Origin of the sequence: Paenibacillus sp. OK060, assembly GCF_900101205.1 — a bacterium.
Taxonomy (GTDB): Bacteria; Bacillota; Bacilli; order Paenibacillales; family Paenibacillaceae; genus Paenibacillus; species Paenibacillus marchantiae.
The window spans coordinates 880,967-895,858 of the sequence record NZ_FNFR01000002.1 but is presented as its reverse complement, the minus strand read 5'-3'; the positions used below and the strand labels follow the sequence as shown (position 1 = coordinate 895,858).

18 protein-coding genes are annotated in these 14,892 nt (G+C 46.9%); 17 read left to right on the top strand and 1 reads right to left on the bottom strand.

Annotation, left to right across the window (positions count from 1 at the left end):
- Window positions 1-119 precede the first annotated feature (119 nt).
- The 5 genes from BLS14_RS10255 to BLS14_RS10235 all read left to right on the top strand — a co-directional run bounded on the left by BLS14_RS10255 (window position 120) and on the right by BLS14_RS10235 (window position 3,928).
- A complete protein-coding gene (locus BLS14_RS10255; RefSeq protein WP_063566786.1) occupies window positions 120-662 on the top strand; it encodes a QcrA and Rieske domain-containing protein in 543 nt (180 codons plus the stop codon).
- 15 nt (window positions 663-677) lie between these two features.
- Window positions 678-1,349: a menaquinol-cytochrome c reductase cytochrome b subunit gene (gene qcrB / locus BLS14_RS10250; RefSeq protein ID WP_017687726.1), complete on the top strand. Its 672-nt coding sequence runs from the start codon at window positions 678-680 to the stop codon at window positions 1,347-1,349.
- Between the two features lie 21 nt (window positions 1,350-1,370).
- A complete protein-coding gene (locus BLS14_RS10245; protein ID WP_090807379.1) occupies window positions 1,371-2,252 on the top strand; it encodes a menaquinol-cytochrome c reductase cytochrome b/c subunit in 882 nt (293 codons plus the stop codon).
- 113 nt (window positions 2,253-2,365) lie between these two features.
- A complete protein-coding gene (locus BLS14_RS10240) occupies window positions 2,366-2,992 on the top strand; it encodes a DUF1405 domain-containing protein (protein WP_063566833.1) in 627 nt (208 codons plus the stop codon).
- Between the two features lie 66 nt (window positions 2,993-3,058).
- Entirely contained in the window at window positions 3,059-3,928 is an 870-nt protein-coding gene (locus tag BLS14_RS10235) for a sporulation protein YpjB (protein WP_176854458.1), read from the top strand.
- A 105-nt stretch (window positions 3,929-4,033) separates the two neighbouring features.
- On the opposite strand, the gene BLS14_RS10230 is transcribed toward BLS14_RS10235, so the two are convergent.
- The gene (locus tag BLS14_RS10230) at window positions 4,034-4,903 is read right to left on the bottom strand and encodes a YitT family protein (protein ID WP_063566789.1); all 870 of its coding nucleotides are present in this window, start codon (window positions 4,901-4,903) and stop codon (window positions 4,034-4,036) included.
- 173 nt (window positions 4,904-5,076) lie between these two features.
- Between BLS14_RS10230 and BLS14_RS10225 the strand changes: the two genes are divergently transcribed.
- The 12 genes from BLS14_RS10225 to BLS14_RS10170 all read left to right on the top strand — a co-directional run bounded on the left by BLS14_RS10225 (window position 5,077) and on the right by BLS14_RS10170 (window position 14,876).
- A complete protein-coding gene (locus tag BLS14_RS10225; protein ID WP_024630636.1) occupies window positions 5,077-5,406 on the top strand; it encodes a nucleotide pyrophosphohydrolase in 330 nt (109 codons plus the stop codon).
- 52 nt (window positions 5,407-5,458) lie between these two features.
- On the top strand, window positions 5,459-5,983 hold the full coding sequence (locus BLS14_RS10220) for a tetratricopeptide repeat protein (protein ID WP_236703321.1): 525 nt from the start codon (window positions 5,459-5,461) through the stop codon (window positions 5,981-5,983).
- A gap of 81 nt (window positions 5,984-6,064) precedes the next feature.
- Window positions 6,065-6,868, top strand: coding sequence for a 4-hydroxy-tetrahydrodipicolinate reductase (dapB, locus tag BLS14_RS10215; RefSeq protein ID WP_053780709.1), 804 nt, complete (start codon window positions 6,065-6,067; stop codon window positions 6,866-6,868).
- 52 nt (window positions 6,869-6,920) lie between these two features.
- A complete protein-coding gene (gene mgsA / locus BLS14_RS10210) occupies window positions 6,921-7,361 on the top strand; it encodes a methylglyoxal synthase (protein WP_024630633.1) in 441 nt (146 codons plus the stop codon).
- Window positions 7,358-8,059 (top strand): bacillithiol biosynthesis deacetylase BshB1, encoded by a 702-nt coding sequence (bshB1, locus tag BLS14_RS10205; RefSeq protein WP_063566791.1) that lies wholly within the window; start codon window positions 7,358-7,360, stop codon window positions 8,057-8,059. The genes mgsA and bshB1 overlap by 4 nt, the downstream gene beginning before the upstream one ends.
- 96 nt (window positions 8,060-8,155) lie before the next feature.
- Window positions 8,156-9,316 carry an N-acetyl-alpha-D-glucosaminyl L-malate synthase BshA gene (bshA, locus tag BLS14_RS10200; protein ID WP_090951442.1) on the top strand — a complete coding sequence of 387 codons (1,161 nt, stop codon included), beginning with the start codon at window positions 8,156-8,158 and terminating at the stop codon, window positions 9,314-9,316.
- A 111-nt stretch (window positions 9,317-9,427) separates the two neighbouring features.
- Window positions 9,428-10,696, top strand: a complete 1,269-nt coding sequence (locus tag BLS14_RS10195) for a CCA tRNA nucleotidyltransferase (RefSeq protein WP_090951770.1) — start codon at window positions 9,428-9,430, stop codon at window positions 10,694-10,696.
- Window positions 10,683-11,660: a biotin--[acetyl-CoA-carboxylase] ligase gene (locus tag BLS14_RS10190; protein ID WP_090951439.1), complete on the top strand. Its 978-nt coding sequence runs from the start codon at window positions 10,683-10,685 to the stop codon at window positions 11,658-11,660. The genes BLS14_RS10195 and BLS14_RS10190 overlap by 14 nt, the downstream gene beginning before the upstream one ends.
- Before the next feature lie 330 nt (window positions 11,661-11,990).
- Window positions 11,991-12,866 (top strand): 3-methyl-2-oxobutanoate hydroxymethyltransferase, encoded by an 876-nt coding sequence (gene panB, locus BLS14_RS10185; RefSeq protein ID WP_063566794.1) that lies wholly within the window; start codon window positions 11,991-11,993, stop codon window positions 12,864-12,866.
- Entirely contained in the window at window positions 12,863-13,759 is an 897-nt protein-coding gene (panC, locus tag BLS14_RS10180) for a pantoate--beta-alanine ligase (RefSeq protein WP_090951436.1), read from the top strand. The genes panB and panC overlap by 4 nt, the downstream gene beginning before the upstream one ends.
- The gene (panD, locus tag BLS14_RS10175; RefSeq protein ID WP_024630626.1) at window positions 13,752-14,135 is read left to right on the top strand and encodes an aspartate 1-decarboxylase; all 384 of its coding nucleotides are present in this window, start codon (window positions 13,752-13,754) and stop codon (window positions 14,133-14,135) included. Before panC ends, panD begins: the two co-directional genes overlap by 8 nt.
- Window positions 14,136-14,252: 117 nt before the next feature.
- Window positions 14,253-14,876, top strand: a complete 624-nt coding sequence (locus tag BLS14_RS10170) for a tetratricopeptide repeat protein (RefSeq protein ID WP_231952455.1) — start codon at window positions 14,253-14,255, stop codon at window positions 14,874-14,876.
- The last annotated feature ends 16 nt before the right edge of the window (window positions 14,877-14,892 follow it).

The window sequence follows — 14,892 nt, the reverse complement described above, 5'->3', positions numbered from 1 at the left end:
ACAAATTCTTGACGGTGTTCTAGGGCTACTATATGATTATGTATGTTCTAGTAAGTCGTGGAATTTCTGATAATGAAAACGATTAAGAGAGTTGGCTGAAAAAGGGGGTTGGAGACAGTATGAGCAGTGAGCATGACCAGCACGAAGCTTCGATGAAATTGCCAAGCCGCATGGAAATGTCACGCAGGCAGTTTTTGACGTACACGCTTGGTGGAGCTACAGCCTACATGGCCGCCGGTGCAATACTTCCCATGGTCCGTTTTGCGGTGGACCCGATTTTGCAGCACAAGGGAGAAGGCACCTCTGTCAAAGTAGCGGAAATCAGCAAAATTACGAATGAACCTCAAGAATTTACGTTTGAAGTGAAACAGCAAGACGGTTGGTATTTGAGCAATGCTTCGTTAATCGCCTGGATCAGGAAAGATGAACAGGGCAAAATCTATGCGCTGTCACCCATTTGTAAACATTTGGGGTGTACCGTAGGTTGGAACAGTGATAAGCAGTATCCCGACGAATATCATTGTCCGTGCCATGGTGCGCATTATACCAAAGAAGGCAAGAATCTTGCCGTAGCCCCGAAGCCGCTGGATGAGTATGTGGTTAAGGAAGATCAGGGTTGGGTTTATCTGGGCGACATTGTTCCGAACACCCGAGTCAAATAGGAGGCGTGAACGCAGATGTTTAAAAATGTCTATGACTGGATTGACGAGCGTCTCGATATCACGCCAATTTGGAGGGACGTTGCGGATCATGAAGTTCCAGAGCACGTAAACCCGGCTCATCACTTTTCCGCATTCGTGTACTGCTTTGGTGGATTGACGTTCTTTATCACTGTTATTCAAATTTTGTCAGGGATGTTCCTGACCATGTATTATGTGCCTGATATTATTAATGCTTACGCCAGTGTCGAGTATTTGCAGACCAAAGTAGCCTTCGGCCAAATTGTACGCGGGATGCACCATTGGGGAGCCAGTTTGGTTATCGTTATGATGTTCTTACATACGATGCGTGTATTCTTTACCGGCTCTTACAAAGCACCACGTGAGATGAACTGGGTTGTCGGCATGCTGATCTTTTTTGTCATGCTGGGTCTCGGGCTTACCGGGTACCTGTTGCCTTGGGATAACAAAGCATACTTTGCAACCAAGGTTACTCTAGAGATTGCGAATACGGTTCCTTGGCTGGGGCCGATCATTAAGGAATTCCTGCAAGGCGGAACTATTGTAGGTGCGCAGACGTTAACACGGTTCTTTGCCCTGCACGTCTTCTTCCTTCCGGCTGTGCTTCTGGTGCTTCTGGTCGGTCACTTTATTATGATCCGCAGACAGGGCATTTCGGGACCACTATAATCTGAGAAGGGAGGAATCGACATGGCTCACGGACACAAGTCAGATGACCAGGAAAAGATTATCTTCGTCGGGGACTCACGCGTCCGTAAAGGCGCGGGGTTTATAACTCCACCGGATTACACGGCGTATCCCGGCAAATCAGAGGCTTTTATTCCTAACTTCTTGCTGAAGGAATGGATGGTTGGTGTTGTTGTACTGGTTGGTATTCTAGTATTAACGATTTCGGAACCTGCACCATTGGGCTATCCGGCCAATCCAAGTGCATCGGTTATCCCGATGCCAGACTGGTACTTCCTTTTTCTGTATCAGTATTTGAAATACCCATATGCCTCAGGTGATTATGTCCTGCTCGGGGTACTTGGAGTCAGTGGAGTTGCTTTCGGCGCTTTATTACTCGCTCCTTTTCTGGATACAGGCAAGGAGCGGCGTTTCTACAAACGTCCGATTGCATCATCACTTATGATTCTATCGGTGATGGCCGTTTTCTACCTGACCAATGTTGCATGGACACACTACGCGCATGAGTTGGAAGCAAGCGGCCAGAAGCCGGAACATATTCAGCGTGAGGAAGAAGCGCGGGAGAAACACGCGCAGGGTCTGCCTACCTCCAATGCGCCAGGTCAAAAAGAAGAAGTGGCGATCGTTGAGAAGGATGACCCTGCAATGGAAACCTTCAAAAAGGCCGGATGTATCGGATGTCATGCGGCTGATATGAAGGGAGCAGGAGGACCTTCGCTTCGGGGTGTGGGCGACAAACACAGCCAGGAAGAAATCCTGACGATTATCAAAGAAGGATATAACAGTATGCCTGCTCAGTACGACAACGCCATTGCTCAAGGGCTGACAGATGATGACATCAATCATCTGGCAGAATGGCTTGCGAAACAGAAGGCAGAACAGTAAAATCGAAATAAGCAATGAAACCTGATCGTTTATGCGGTCAGGTTTTTTTGAGGCGTTTTTCGCAAAACCTATCTTTGGAATGCAGAACACATATGATGGAAGGGGCAGAGAATGTGGCTTTATCGTATTTTTGGAGCCGGGAATTTCTAACGAACCGTTATTTCCTGTGGCTTCTTTTTTGGTGTAATGCATTAGGAACAGTATATGGATACATATGGTACGGGGATCAATTGGAATATACGCTGGCACAGCAACCACTATGGCAAATTGTGTTTGTGCCGGACAGTCCGACGGCGAGTCTGTTTTTTACACTATCCTTGTTGTGGATTTTGTACAAGCCGAAATCGATGCTTCTGAATCAGATTGGACATGTCATACAGGCGCTTGCTGTGGTTACTTCGGTAAAATACGGTGTTTGGGCAGTCTCCATCATTTTTGCAGGCTGGATGCAGGGGGGCGCACAGAACTGGCAGGATTGGATGTTAATTGCGTCGCATAGCGCCATGGCTATTGAGGCTCTGCTGTATGTGCGGTTCTTTGGGTTCCGTTGGGGTGCTCTAGTAATCGCTGCCTTATGGACGCTGTTAAACGATACGATGGATTATACTTATGACATCTTCCCTTGGCTGCCCGCATCGCTGATGGACCATCTGGATGGTGTACGCAACTTCACCGTTGGACTGACGCTTGTGAGCATTCTCTGTGCATGGCTTGCATTGAGACAGGCCAAACGGACCTGATTTCCTAATGTAAGCTTGTTCTAAGGAACTCCGGCCCGCCATACATTGATGGTGGGAGGGATGTCCATGAAGAGAACGTTCAGGATCAAAACTGGATTTATGGTGGTGTCGTTCATGACTCTACTGTTCTGGACGAACTTGTCATACAGCGTATCAGCGGAAAGTACAGGTGCGAACGAAAATACAGATCAGCAAGTATTAGCCAAAAATTCAATTCAGCAATTAAATGAAGAAGCGGCCCTGCTGTATCGACATGCCTTGGAGAATGATATTGAAGAGGTTAGAGGCAGTATTTTGCGAATCAGTAAAGGTCTGGAGCATATATCCTTTGAGGGTCAGACGACAGTAGAAGGCATTCATGCCCTATCCGAGACCATTGTTGAAGTGAAAGAAGCTGCGGTCAGGGTGAAAAGTGATGATGCATCTCTGCAGCAGGCCTCTGCCAAACTTCGACTTGCGGCAGACAGTCTTGCGAACCCGGCCAAACCTTTATGGCTCCAGTATTATAAAATCGTAAAAAATGATATTGATGCGCTATCAACCGCGGCAAATCAACAGTTAAGTTCGGCGATAATAGCAAGTCGCTACGCCTTACTGGAGGAGCATTACGAGACGATCCGGCCTGCCGCGATGATCCGCCGTGAACCTTACGAGATCGCCCAACTGGACGCCTGGTTGTCTCATACCAAGGGTCTGACTGCGGCCAAGCAGACTGACATCGCACAATTGAAGAGTATGGTAACCCACGGTGAAGAGTTGGTGAACCAGTTGTTTGGTCGGGAAAAGGACGAAAGTGCCTTCGTACCGTTTGTTCAGGGGCCCAATCGCAGGGCAGCCGGATTGCTCATTACTTCCATAATCATAGCAACGCTAAGTTATGCGGGTTATCGTAAATATCGGGCACAGCAACAAGGGATTTTTCCTTTTCGGCGTTAAGCCATTACTGTTATCACGATATGACAAAGACCTCTTTCTACAAGGCAGGCCATTCCGTGGCCTTCTCTTGGGGAGAGAGGTTTTCTTTTTTGTAGAAGTAAAAGGTCAACTTTCCTTAAACCCTTCTCCATGTACATCATGCACATCGCTAATAATAACAAATGCTCTAGGATCAACCGAACGCACAATCGTCTGCAAACGTCGGAATTCCTGCCTGGAGATGACACAGTAAGCAACATGTTTGGCCTGCTTCGAATATGCACCAATGGCGGGAATGAGCGTTACACCGCGGTCCATATCACGGGTAATCAAATCTGCAATCTCAGGTGCATGGTCACTGATGATCATAAATGCGCGAGCCGAATAGGCTCCTTCCTGAATGAAGTCGATCACTTTAGAAGCGATAAACACAGCTACAAGGGTATACAGTATTTTTTCTTTGGGGATGTAGACGAGGGAGATACCAATAATGATGAAATCGATACCTAATAGTACACGTCCCATACTCCAGCCATATTTTCGATTAAGAATGCGGGCAATGATGTCAGAGCCACCTGTCGTTCCACCCCAGCGGAATACGATGCCAAGCCCTGCTCCCAATGTAACTCCAGCGTAAAGTGCTGCAAGTAAAAGATCATTCTGGGTATGCAGCGGTTCAATCCAACCAAGATGAATCATTTTTTCGAATAACCACAGGAACACCGTAAGTGCTCCTATGCCCACGCCTGTATAGATCATCTGTCTGCCGCCCAAAATCTTAAGCCCCACCAGAAAGAGTGGAATATTAACAACCAAGGTTGTAAGCGAAGGAGAGATGTTGAATGCATAATTTAGCAGGACCGTAATCCCGGTTACGCCGCCTTCCATGAGCTGGTTGGGGATGATGAAGTACAGAAGTCCAAAGGCATATAATGCCGTACCCAATAGGATGGGGAGAATCAATTTGAATTGAACCCAGGTTTTGGAAGTGCTCATAAGTTCCCTCTCCATTTTACAAATTAGAATGAGAAAGCAATCATTCCCATCTTAGTATACCTGTTTATCGATTCTTTAAAAATGATTTGTCGTTTATGATGGTGGAAGTGAATCTAAATAACTGATATATTAGGAACAAATACGACACAATTTCAAAAGGAGAATCCGTTCTCATGGAGAAAAGCATTGCAGAAATGCAGCGTGAGGTTGATCTGTATATTTCCCAGTTCAAAGAAGGATACTTCAGCCCGCTGGCCATGCTCGCCCGTATGTCTGAAGAGGTGGGAGAGCTTGCAAGGGAAGTGAATCACGAGTTCGGTGAAAAACCGAAAAAATCTTCCGAAGCAGACAATTCCATTGAGCTTGAGCTCGGTGACATTTTATTTATCACGATTTGTTTTGCTAATTCTCTCGGGATCGACCTGGCAGAGGCGCACGACAAAGTCATGCATAAATTTAACACACGCGATGCAAATCGGTGGACGCCAAAAAACACCGATTAGGCGTAGATTACATATGCTGTACCATCACCTCAATGAGGGAGGGACAGCTTGGATGATGAAACCGGAAGAGTATATGCAGCATGCGTACCGCTGTATTTTGCAAAATGATTTTGAGCAGGCGATTCGTTGGTTCGAATCTGCCATTGATGCTCACCCGGAACATGCGGAGCTCTATTATCGTTGTTCCATTACACATGCCCGCAGTCAACACTTGGCTCCAGCGCTTGAATATGCGCGTAAGGCTGTTGAACTGTCACAGGGGATAGAGGAATATGTTTTGCATTTACAGACCCTGGAAGCCAAACAGATAAGCCTTCAGGCCAAGGTGTTGCTTGAGCAGGCAGGAGACGGAACGCATGAACGATATGTGCAGGCGGCCGATCTGCTGAAACAGGCAGTTAAACTTGACCCGTTATATGTGGAAGCGCATATCATGCTTGCTCTTGCTTACAGCGATCTGAATGAGTTCGACCTTGCAACCCGTTCCGTTCGTGACGCATTGTTGCTGGACCCGCAGAATGATCAACTGCATCTATTGTTACAGGAAATTAAGCAGCGTATGAAATCCATTCAATAAGATGCCATTTCATAACGGGATGGAAATCGTTTGAACTGGATTCAACCAAATGAACCAACATAGTGAGGAGATGCAGTCAAGATGAGTGAAGTAATAAGAGTTGCCGTAATCGGAGCGGCTGGCCGGATGGGCCGTGAAGTAGTGAAACTGGTGCTTCAAGATCCTGAACTGGAGCTCGCCGCAGCGGTCAACCGCTCCGGAGTAGGCACGGATGCCGGAACACTTGTCGGTCTACCCGAATGTGGGGTGCTTTTGACCGATGATATCGAGATGGCTTTTGCAGAGACTAAACCGCAGGTTATGGTGGACTTCACAGTCCCTCAATATGCCTTTGCCCATACAGAAATTGCCATTCGTCACGGAGTAAGACCTGTTATGGGTGTTACCGGCTTTACGCCGGAGCAGATCGAACAGCTGGACAAGCAGTGTCAGGACAAAGGCATTGGAGGGTTGATTGCCCCGAACTTCTCAATCGGTGCTATTCTGATGATGAGATTTGCCGCACAGGCTGCCAAACATATGCCGAATGTGGAGATCATCGAATATCACGGGGATCAGAAGCTGGATGCTCCTTCGGGTACAGCAATCAAAACAGCCGAGCTAATTGCAGCAAACCGCGAGGAACTTCGTCAGGGTAATCCGAATGAAGAAGAGACGATCGAAGGATCGCGTGGCGGATATTATAATGGATTCCGAATTCATAGCGTACGGTTGCCGGGAGTATTCGCCCAGCAGGAAGTGGTATTTGGAGACTTTGGCCAATCCCTCAAAATTCGTCATGACTCCTATGAACGTGCAGGTTATATGCCTGGTGTTAAGATTGGTGTACAGAAGGTTATGGAATATACAGGACTTATCTACGGATTTGATCACTTTATCGACTAAAAGAGGTAGTTCAAAAAGTCAACTTTTGAACACACACTAAAAGGAGATTGTCATGTTGAAAATTGCATTTATTGCCCATGATCGCAAAAAAGAAGAGATGGTTAACTTCGTGACAGCCTACGAAAATGTATTTACAGACCATCAACTGTACTCGACAGGTACAACAGGTCTTCGCATTATGGAAGGAACCTCTTTACAGATCCATCGGTTTGAATCCGGTCCACTGGGCGGGGATCAACAGATCGGAGCCTTGGTTGCGCAAAATGAGATGGATCTGATTATTTTTCTGCGTGATCCATTGATGGCACAGCCTCATGAACCAGATATTAACGCTTTGCTGCGTCTGTGCGATGTACAGGGGATTCCGCTTGCTACGAATATTGCAACTGCAGAGATTCTCGTTAAAGCGCTCGATCGCGGTGATTTTGGCTGGAGAGAGCTTGTACATAAATACAAGCCTGAGGGTGGATTGAATTCGGGTGATGCTCAATGAGTTTGGACATTCTCATATTTGGTGCACACGCGGATGATGCAGAGATTGGGATGGCAGGAACGATTGCCAAACATACTGCAGCTGGACTGAAAGTAGGCGTGTGTGATCTGACCCGGGCGGAGATGTCTTCCAACGGGACGGTAGAGCGCAGAGCCGAGGAAGCGGAGCAAGCCTCCCGCGTCCTCGGTCTTTCGTGTCGAAGCAATCTCGGTTTGCCTGATCGGGGGCTGTATATTACTCCAGAACACATCGAGGCTGTGACTGCCGAGATACGGCGTCATGCCCCTCGAATCGTGTTTGCGCCATATTGGGAGGATCGTCACCCGGATCATGTGATGTGCAGCAAACTGGTGCAGGAGGCTGTCTTTAATGCCAAGCTTAGAAACTATATGCCGGACATGCCCGCAGTTCAGGTGAAAGAATTGTATTTTTACTTTATTAACGATATCGGACCAACGGATTTGATTGTGGATATTACGGAACACTATGAGCAGAAGGAAAATTCATTGCTCAGTTATCGATCTCAGTTCGAATTGGGAGAAGGCGCAGTTGCCACTCCATTGACTCAAGGATATATTGAACGTGTGAAAGCTCGGGATTCTTTGCTCGGACAGCGGAGCCTTATTCCATTTGCAGAAGGATTCGCTAGCATTACACCTTATGTAGTTCATCAATTTGGCCAAGCAGCCAAGTCATAAAACGATCGAACTTGCTCGTATAAATCATTTATCAATTGCATTTCCGTTGCATTACATCAACCTGCACACGCGGGAGATTAAAGGAGCGTCCACCGGATGGATCAAAAGCTAAAAATTGGTATTACCTGTTATCCGTCCCTCGGAGGGTCTGGCGTTGTCGCAACGGAGCTGGGCAAATTGCTTGCCGAACAGGGTCACCAGGTTCACTTTATTGCTAATAGTATCCCGTTTAGACTGGGTAAATTCCAGAAAAATATTTTTTATCATGAAGTTGAGGTCAACGATTACTACGTCTTCCGTTATCCACCGTATGACCTGTCATTGGCCACGAAAATGGCGCAAGTAGCCAAAGCACAGCAACTGGATCTGCTACATGTACATTATGCAGTTCCACATGCGGTGTGTGCCTTTTTGGCAAAACAAATGGTTGGTGAGGACTTAAAGGTGGTTACAACGTTACACGGAACAGATATTACTGTGCTGGCGCAGGATGAGTCGTTGAAGGATTTGATTCGACTTGCCATCAACGAGAGTGATGCGGTTACGGCCGTATCCCAGGATTTGATTCGTGAAACGGTTGAGTTGCTGGATATAAGACGACCAATCGATCTGACCTATAACTTTATTGATAAAAGAATTTATTATCCACGTGATGCAGCAAGTCTGCGTAGAGACTTCGCAGCACCTCACGAAAAAATACTGATGCATATCTCCAACTTCCGTCCTGTGAAGAGAACACAGGATGTGGTAGAAGTGTTCCGTCAAGTACAGGAGCAAGTACCCACCAAGCTGTTATTTGTTGGAGAAGGACCGGACTTGCCGAAGATTCAATGGAAGATTAATGAGCTTGGACTGAATGACAAGGTTCATTTCCTAGGTAAGCAGGATGATATTGCTCAAGTCATTTCGATGGCTGATGTGCTTATGCTGCCGTCTGAGAAGGAAAGCTTTGGACTGGTAGCACTCGAAGCCATGGCTTGTGGTGTACCTACTATTGGATCACAGGCAGGGGGTATTCCTGAACTGGTATTGCACGGCAAGACCGGATTTTTGTCTCCAATTGGCGACACGCAATCGATGGCGGAGAACACGATTCGTTTGTTGACTGACGACCGTTTGACAGCAGACTTCAGAGAGGCATGTTTGAGACGGGCCCATCATGATTTCTGTAATGATGCCATTCGGCATGAATATGAACAAATATACTACCGGGTGCTGGGACGTGAAGTTCCGAATCTGAAGCCGGTTTGTGGCTGATTGTCAGATAGGATTGTTCCATCTTGGAAATATATCTGTGTAAGCCACACCAAGCAACACGTAGTTATGGGGTGAGAGTAAGTGGTTCAATGGACACAGGTAGATCATGAAATGGCAAGACAAAGTGAACAGGTACTGCGAACATTAAATAAAACAGGGTACGAAGCCTATTGGGTCGGTGGTTGTGTGCGTGATGAACTGCTGGAACGTAGCGTGGATGATATGGATATCACCACGTCCGCTTCTCCTGAGCAAGTCATGGAACTGTTCGCGGATTGTATTCCTACGGGCCTCCAGCATGGAACGGTTACTGTACGTTCAGGAGGTTTTTACTTTGAAGTTACAACTTTTCGCACTGAATCTGAATATAAGGATAATCGAAGACCCACTGCCGTTCAATTTGTGCAGGATGTCAAAGAAGATTTGCAGCGGCGTGACTTCACAATGAATGCTCTCGCTATGGATCGTGACGGTAATATCGTTGATCCTTTTGGTGGACAATCGGATATTCAGGATGGACGGGTCAGGTGTGTGGGATCGGCGGCAGAACGGTTTGGAGAAGATGCGCTGCGGATGCTTCGCTGTGTTCGTTTTGCTTCAGTATTTGATTTCAAAATTGCCTACAACACCTGGAAGGGGTTAGTTCGACAAAAGGATCTGCTACAACATATCGCCATGGAAAGAGTACGTACCGAAATGGTGAAAATGATGGCAGGCCCCCATCCACTGCGCGGTCTGGAATTGCTGTTTCGTAGCCAGGCACTGGAGCATGTGAAGGCACCAATCTCCATGGAGCGATTCAATAAAGCCCTCATGTCCAATATGGAACAATTGAACCAAGAAAACGTTCTATTGCGCTGGTCCATTGTGCTGATTGCAGGCCATTATACCAGGGATGAAGCAGATGCTTTACTTCGAAAATGGACGTTTTCTAATGACGATCGTTCCCGCATTAATGGAGTTCTCCAGGTCGAACAGTTGATCCGGACTGTCGTACAAGAGCAGAAGGATGAAGAGACACTTCGATCAGAATGGATCGTAACTGTGCTGTCTGGAGGACGTCAGGCAACAGAGGACTGGCTCATCATCCAACAACTGCTACCAACTGGTTGGAGGGATCAAGAGGTTCTGCACGAAGAACAGATCGTATTAATACAATCACGAGGTGCAGCATGGAGTCAATCCATGAAGGTGAATGAACTGAAAGATCTGCATATTACGGGTGAGAACGTTTTGCAGTTACTTGGACGCAAGGGCGGACCATGGCTGGGACAACTAATGAAGCATCTCTTAAGAGAGACTGCGATTGGAAATATAGCGAATCAGCATGACATGCTGACCAACGAAGTAAAGCGGGTGGCTGCAGATGACAAAGCATGAGGAACTGTTACATATGTTACTGAATGCCGAAGGAGAGTTTGTGTCTGGTGAAGAGATTAGTCGCAACCTTTCCATTAGCCGAACGGCCGTGTGGAAGCACGTAAACAAACTGCGTGACATGGGTTATGAGTTTGAGGCCGTATCTCGCAAAGGGTATCGCTTGATCACGAAACCGGACAGTATCGATGCCACAGCGCTTCAGCTGGCATTGGAAACGACGGTGTTTGGTCGGAAGGCAATCATTCTGAATTCCACGTTGTCCACCCAAGGTGATGTTCAGCACATGGCTGAACAGGGGCAGGGCGAAGGGGCAGTGGTGCTGGCAGAAGAACAAACGGGTGGACGAGGCCGCTTTGGACGTAAATGGTTCTCACCACCTGGACGAGGCATCTGGATGAGTGTTCTAATGCGTCCGGAGCTTGCCCTGCAAAATACACCACAGCTTACGTTATTGACGGGTGTGGCGGTGTGTCGTGCCATTCGATCATATACAGGTGCTGATGCTGGGATCAAATGGCCTAACGATCTTTTGATTGATGGTCGTAAAGTATGCGGAATTCTACTTGAATCAACCGTCGAAGACCACGAATTACGCTACTGTATCGCAGGCATAGGCGTGGATGTGAACTTCGATCCTAAGGATTATCCCGAGGATCTGATAACAATCGCAACTTCGCTTAAGATGGAGACCGGACAAACTATAGACCGAACCAAACTTGCAGCGGCCATTCTCTCGGAATTGGAGCGTTTGTATTTTTTGTATCAAAAGGAAGGGTTCGGCGTGATCTCTTCGCTCTGGGAAGCTTTGTCCGTATCCATGAATCGTGAAATTAAGGTGGCTAATCCGCAGGGTATCATCGAAGGTACTGCCATTGGCCTTGATCCTTCTGGTGCATTGATTTTGGAGAAGAAAACCGGTGAGCGAGTATCGGTTTACTCCGGTGAAGTTTCATTGGTGAATTAAACAATTTGTCGAATTTACACCGTAAAAATGAACATAAGACGTGAACTTTGGGCAGAACTTTGGTATACTGTGTTCGTGAGGCGATATCGGCTAATGCAGACCGAATTGCACTCCGGCAATAGCATGCTTTGTTCTGCTTCAAAATGTTGCAGTGACAAGGCAGGAATGGTAGTAAAGTGAGTTGTTGGATTCTGCTCTGAGCCGAAGAGGACCGAGACAGAAGGGACGATCGCAAGTGACTCTTTTTTGACTTTTCGGGACTTTTTAGTGGAAACTAAAAGGTTTTTTTGTTGCGTTTAAATTGAAAAGATGAGAGGAGCCATAACGAAAATGGCAAACAAACAAGCATTGAATATTGTGAAAATGAAAAAATATAAGCAGGACGGCGTGCCGCTTAGCATGATTACAGCTTACGATTATCCGACAGCCCAATTGGCCGAGGAAGCGGGTATCGATCTAATTCTGGTTGGTGATTCACTGGGAAACGTGGTATTGGGTTATAACTCCACCTTGCCTGTTACGATCGAAGATATGGTGTACCATACACGCTCTGTAGTACGTGGTGCGGGAAATACGTTTATCGTGGCTGATATGCCCTTCATGACGTATCATGGTAGCTTGGATGAGACGCTTAAAGGTGTCCGTCGCCTGATGCAGGAAGGTCATGCACAAGCGGTCAAGATGGAGGGCGGTCTTGAAATCGCGGATACGGTAAAAGCGGTTGTGCAAGCCGGTGTACCTGTACTTGGACATATCGGACTTACACCGCAATCCGTGAATCAAATTGGCGGTTATCGTATTCAGGGCAAGGATGCTGCTGATGCCAAACGGCTGATGGACGAAGCCAAGGCGCTTGAAGCAGCTGGCGCTTTCGGCATTGTACTCGAACTGGTCACGGAAGAAGTGGCAAGAGCGATCTCGGAGGAATTGTCTATTCCTACGATTGGCATTGGCGCAGGTAGAGGGTGTGATGGTCAGGTACTGGTATTCCATGATGTGGTTCAGTATGCTTCCCCATACACGCCAAAACGCTTTGTCAAATCGTATGGAGACGTAGGTACATTGATTCGCAACAGCATCGAGTCCTATGTGAAAGAAGTCAAGGATCGCTCGTTCCCGGCACAGGAGCATGTATTTACCGCTGCTGACGGCGTTCTGGATCAATTGTACGGACATCGCAAAGAAAAGGTGGAGACCAACGTATGAAAGTGATACGGACAATCGCAGAATTAAGACAAGAGCTTAGCTTGAAACGTCAGTCGATTCAGTCCAGACAGTCCGTTGTAGGACTCGTGCCTACGATGGGATTTCTTCATGAAGGCCATGCAAGTTTGATGCAAGCGGCCAAACAACAGAGTGATATCGTGGTTTTGAGCATATTTGTAAACCCAATTCAATTCGGTCCGAACGAAGACTTTGACAGTTACCCTAGGGATGAAGCTAGAGATGTGGAAACTGCACGAGCAAAAGGGGTGGATATCGTATTTATTCCCTCTGTTGAAGAGATGTATCCACAGCCTACACAAACGACCGTATCGGTTTCCCGCTTAACGGATCGCTTGTGCGGTGCTTCTCGTCCAGGGCATTTTGACGGAGTGACTACGGTCGTGTCAAAGCTCTTTAACATTGTACAACCGCAGCGTTCATTTTTTGGCATGAAGGACGCACAGCAGGTAGCTGTGATCCAGCAGATGGTTAACGATTTAAACATGGCGGTTGAGATTGTGCCTTGTCCTATCGTTCGTGAAAGTGATGGCTTGGCGCTTAGTTCGCGCAACGTGTACCTCAGCACAGAACAGCGTCAGGAAGCTCTTGTTCTGTCCAAGGCTCTGCGTGAGGCACAGGAAGCTGTAGATGCAGGGACGGCAATGACAGCAGCGGATATCCGCGTTATATTGCGTGAGAACATTGAACGTTCACCAATGGCCGTGATTGATTATGCTGAAATTCAGGCTTTTCCAAGTCTTGAGCCACTTTTGGATCAGGAAAAAGTTCATGGTCGTGACGATCTGTTGATCGCACTTGCAGTAAAATTCGGCAAAACAAGATTGATTGACAATATAAGGCTGCAAAAATCGGAGGTACTGTCCCATGTTTAGAACACTAATGAAATCCAAAATTCACCGGGCAACCGTTACGGAAGCAAACCTGAACTATGTGGGTAGCATTACCATAGATGAAGATCTAATGGAAACTTCCGATCTAATGGAAAATGAGAAAGTGCAAATTGTTAATAACAACAATGGTGCACGTCTGGAAACCTATGTCATTCCAGGCCCACGTGGAAGTGGAGTTATCTGTTTGAATGGAGCAGCAGCTCGCCTGGTACAGCCTGGAGATACCGTCATTATCATTTCATATGCAATGATGTCTCAAGAAGAGGCAAATAATCACAAGCCTACCGTTGTATTTGTAGATGGACAGAATAAACCTGTGCAAACGATGAAACACGAAGTTCATGCGACGATTATGTAATCGACTGGTAAGGGGAATGAAATCGACCCATTCTACAAAAAATGAGTACAGGTCACTGCACTAATCCATTTTTTCAAGGGTGGGGATGCATCGATGTTCCAGCATGTTTTCGCAGAAATGAACGACATGTTAGATGAAATTATCAAGCGCTACCCTTCTGCTGAAGGCCTAAGCAAACAGGAATTGCTGCAAAAGTGGAATTTGCTGAAGCGGATGAGTGACGGGATGATTGATGAGTGGCTGATGTTTGAAGAAAAAATGAGCCAGGTGAGGGAAAGGGAACTGGATAAGCCTGCTTCCCTCGAACCTGAACAGGAAGCTGTTACCGCACTGCCAGAACTGCATTTGGAGTGTTTCAGTCGCGGTCAGGGATATTTCAAACTGCAAATGTACCCGCAGGCGATTATGCAATTTTCTAGGGTTGTGACCGACTATCCGGAAAGTGCATTGACTCGTTTTTACCTGGCTCTTGCTCATCTCAACCTGGAACAAACCGAGGAAGCAGGAATACACTTGCAGCGGATCATGCATCTGAACGGTTCGCCGAGATTGAAAGGGTTGGTATGTAACGTCCTGGGCTGTATCGAGGCCAAGCTCGCGAATCCTGAAGGTGCATGTTCATTATTTGCGCAGGCGCTTCAGTATGACCCATCGTTGACCGAACCGCTGTATAACATGGAAGCTTGTCGTTTAAACAGCGGAAAATTGCAATATGCAAATCAGCTGACTGCCTTAAATTAGGACTATTCGGCGGCAT

Bases quoted from the DNA above. Each gene is read 5' to 3' on its own strand.
- BLS14_RS10255 (WP_063566786.1), top strand. From the start codon at position 120: ATGAGCAGTGAGCATGACCAGCACGAAGCTTCGATGAAATTGCCAAGC.
- qcrB (WP_017687726.1), top strand. From the start codon at position 678: ATGTTTAAAAATGTCTATGACTGGATTGACGAGCGTCTCGATATCACG.
- BLS14_RS10245 (WP_090807379.1), top strand. From the start codon at position 1,371: ATGGCTCACGGACACAAGTCAGATGACCAGGAAAAGATTATCTTCGTC.
- BLS14_RS10235 (WP_176854458.1), top strand. From the start codon at position 3,059: ATGAAGAGAACGTTCAGGATCAAAACTGGATTTATGGTGGTGTCGTTC.
- BLS14_RS10230 (WP_063566789.1), bottom strand. From the start codon at position 4,903: ATGAGCACTTCCAAAACCTGGGTTCAATTCAAATTGATTCTCCCCATC.
- BLS14_RS10225 (WP_024630636.1), top strand. From the start codon at position 5,077: ATGGAGAAAAGCATTGCAGAAATGCAGCGTGAGGTTGATCTGTATATT.
- BLS14_RS10220 (WP_236703321.1), top strand. From the start codon at position 5,459: ATGATGAAACCGGAAGAGTATATGCAGCATGCGTACCGCTGTATTTTG.
- dapB (WP_053780709.1), top strand. From the start codon at position 6,065: ATGAGTGAAGTAATAAGAGTTGCCGTAATCGGAGCGGCTGGCCGGATG.
- mgsA (WP_024630633.1), top strand. From the start codon at position 6,921: ATGTTGAAAATTGCATTTATTGCCCATGATCGCAAAAAAGAAGAGATG.
- bshB1 (WP_063566791.1), top strand. From the start codon at position 7,358: ATGAGTTTGGACATTCTCATATTTGGTGCACACGCGGATGATGCAGAG.
- bshA (WP_090951442.1), top strand. From the start codon at position 8,156: ATGGATCAAAAGCTAAAAATTGGTATTACCTGTTATCCGTCCCTCGGA.
- BLS14_RS10195 (WP_090951770.1), top strand. From the start codon at position 9,428: ATGGCAAGACAAAGTGAACAGGTACTGCGAACATTAAATAAAACAGGG.
- BLS14_RS10190 (WP_090951439.1), top strand. From the start codon at position 10,683: ATGACAAAGCATGAGGAACTGTTACATATGTTACTGAATGCCGAAGGA.
- panB (WP_063566794.1), top strand. From the start codon at position 11,991: ATGGCAAACAAACAAGCATTGAATATTGTGAAAATGAAAAAATATAAG.
- panC (WP_090951436.1), top strand. From the start codon at position 12,863: ATGAAAGTGATACGGACAATCGCAGAATTAAGACAAGAGCTTAGCTTG.
- panD (WP_024630626.1), top strand. From the start codon at position 13,752: ATGTTTAGAACACTAATGAAATCCAAAATTCACCGGGCAACCGTTACG.
- BLS14_RS10170 (WP_231952455.1), top strand. From the start codon at position 14,253: ATGAACGACATGTTAGATGAAATTATCAAGCGCTACCCTTCTGCTGAA.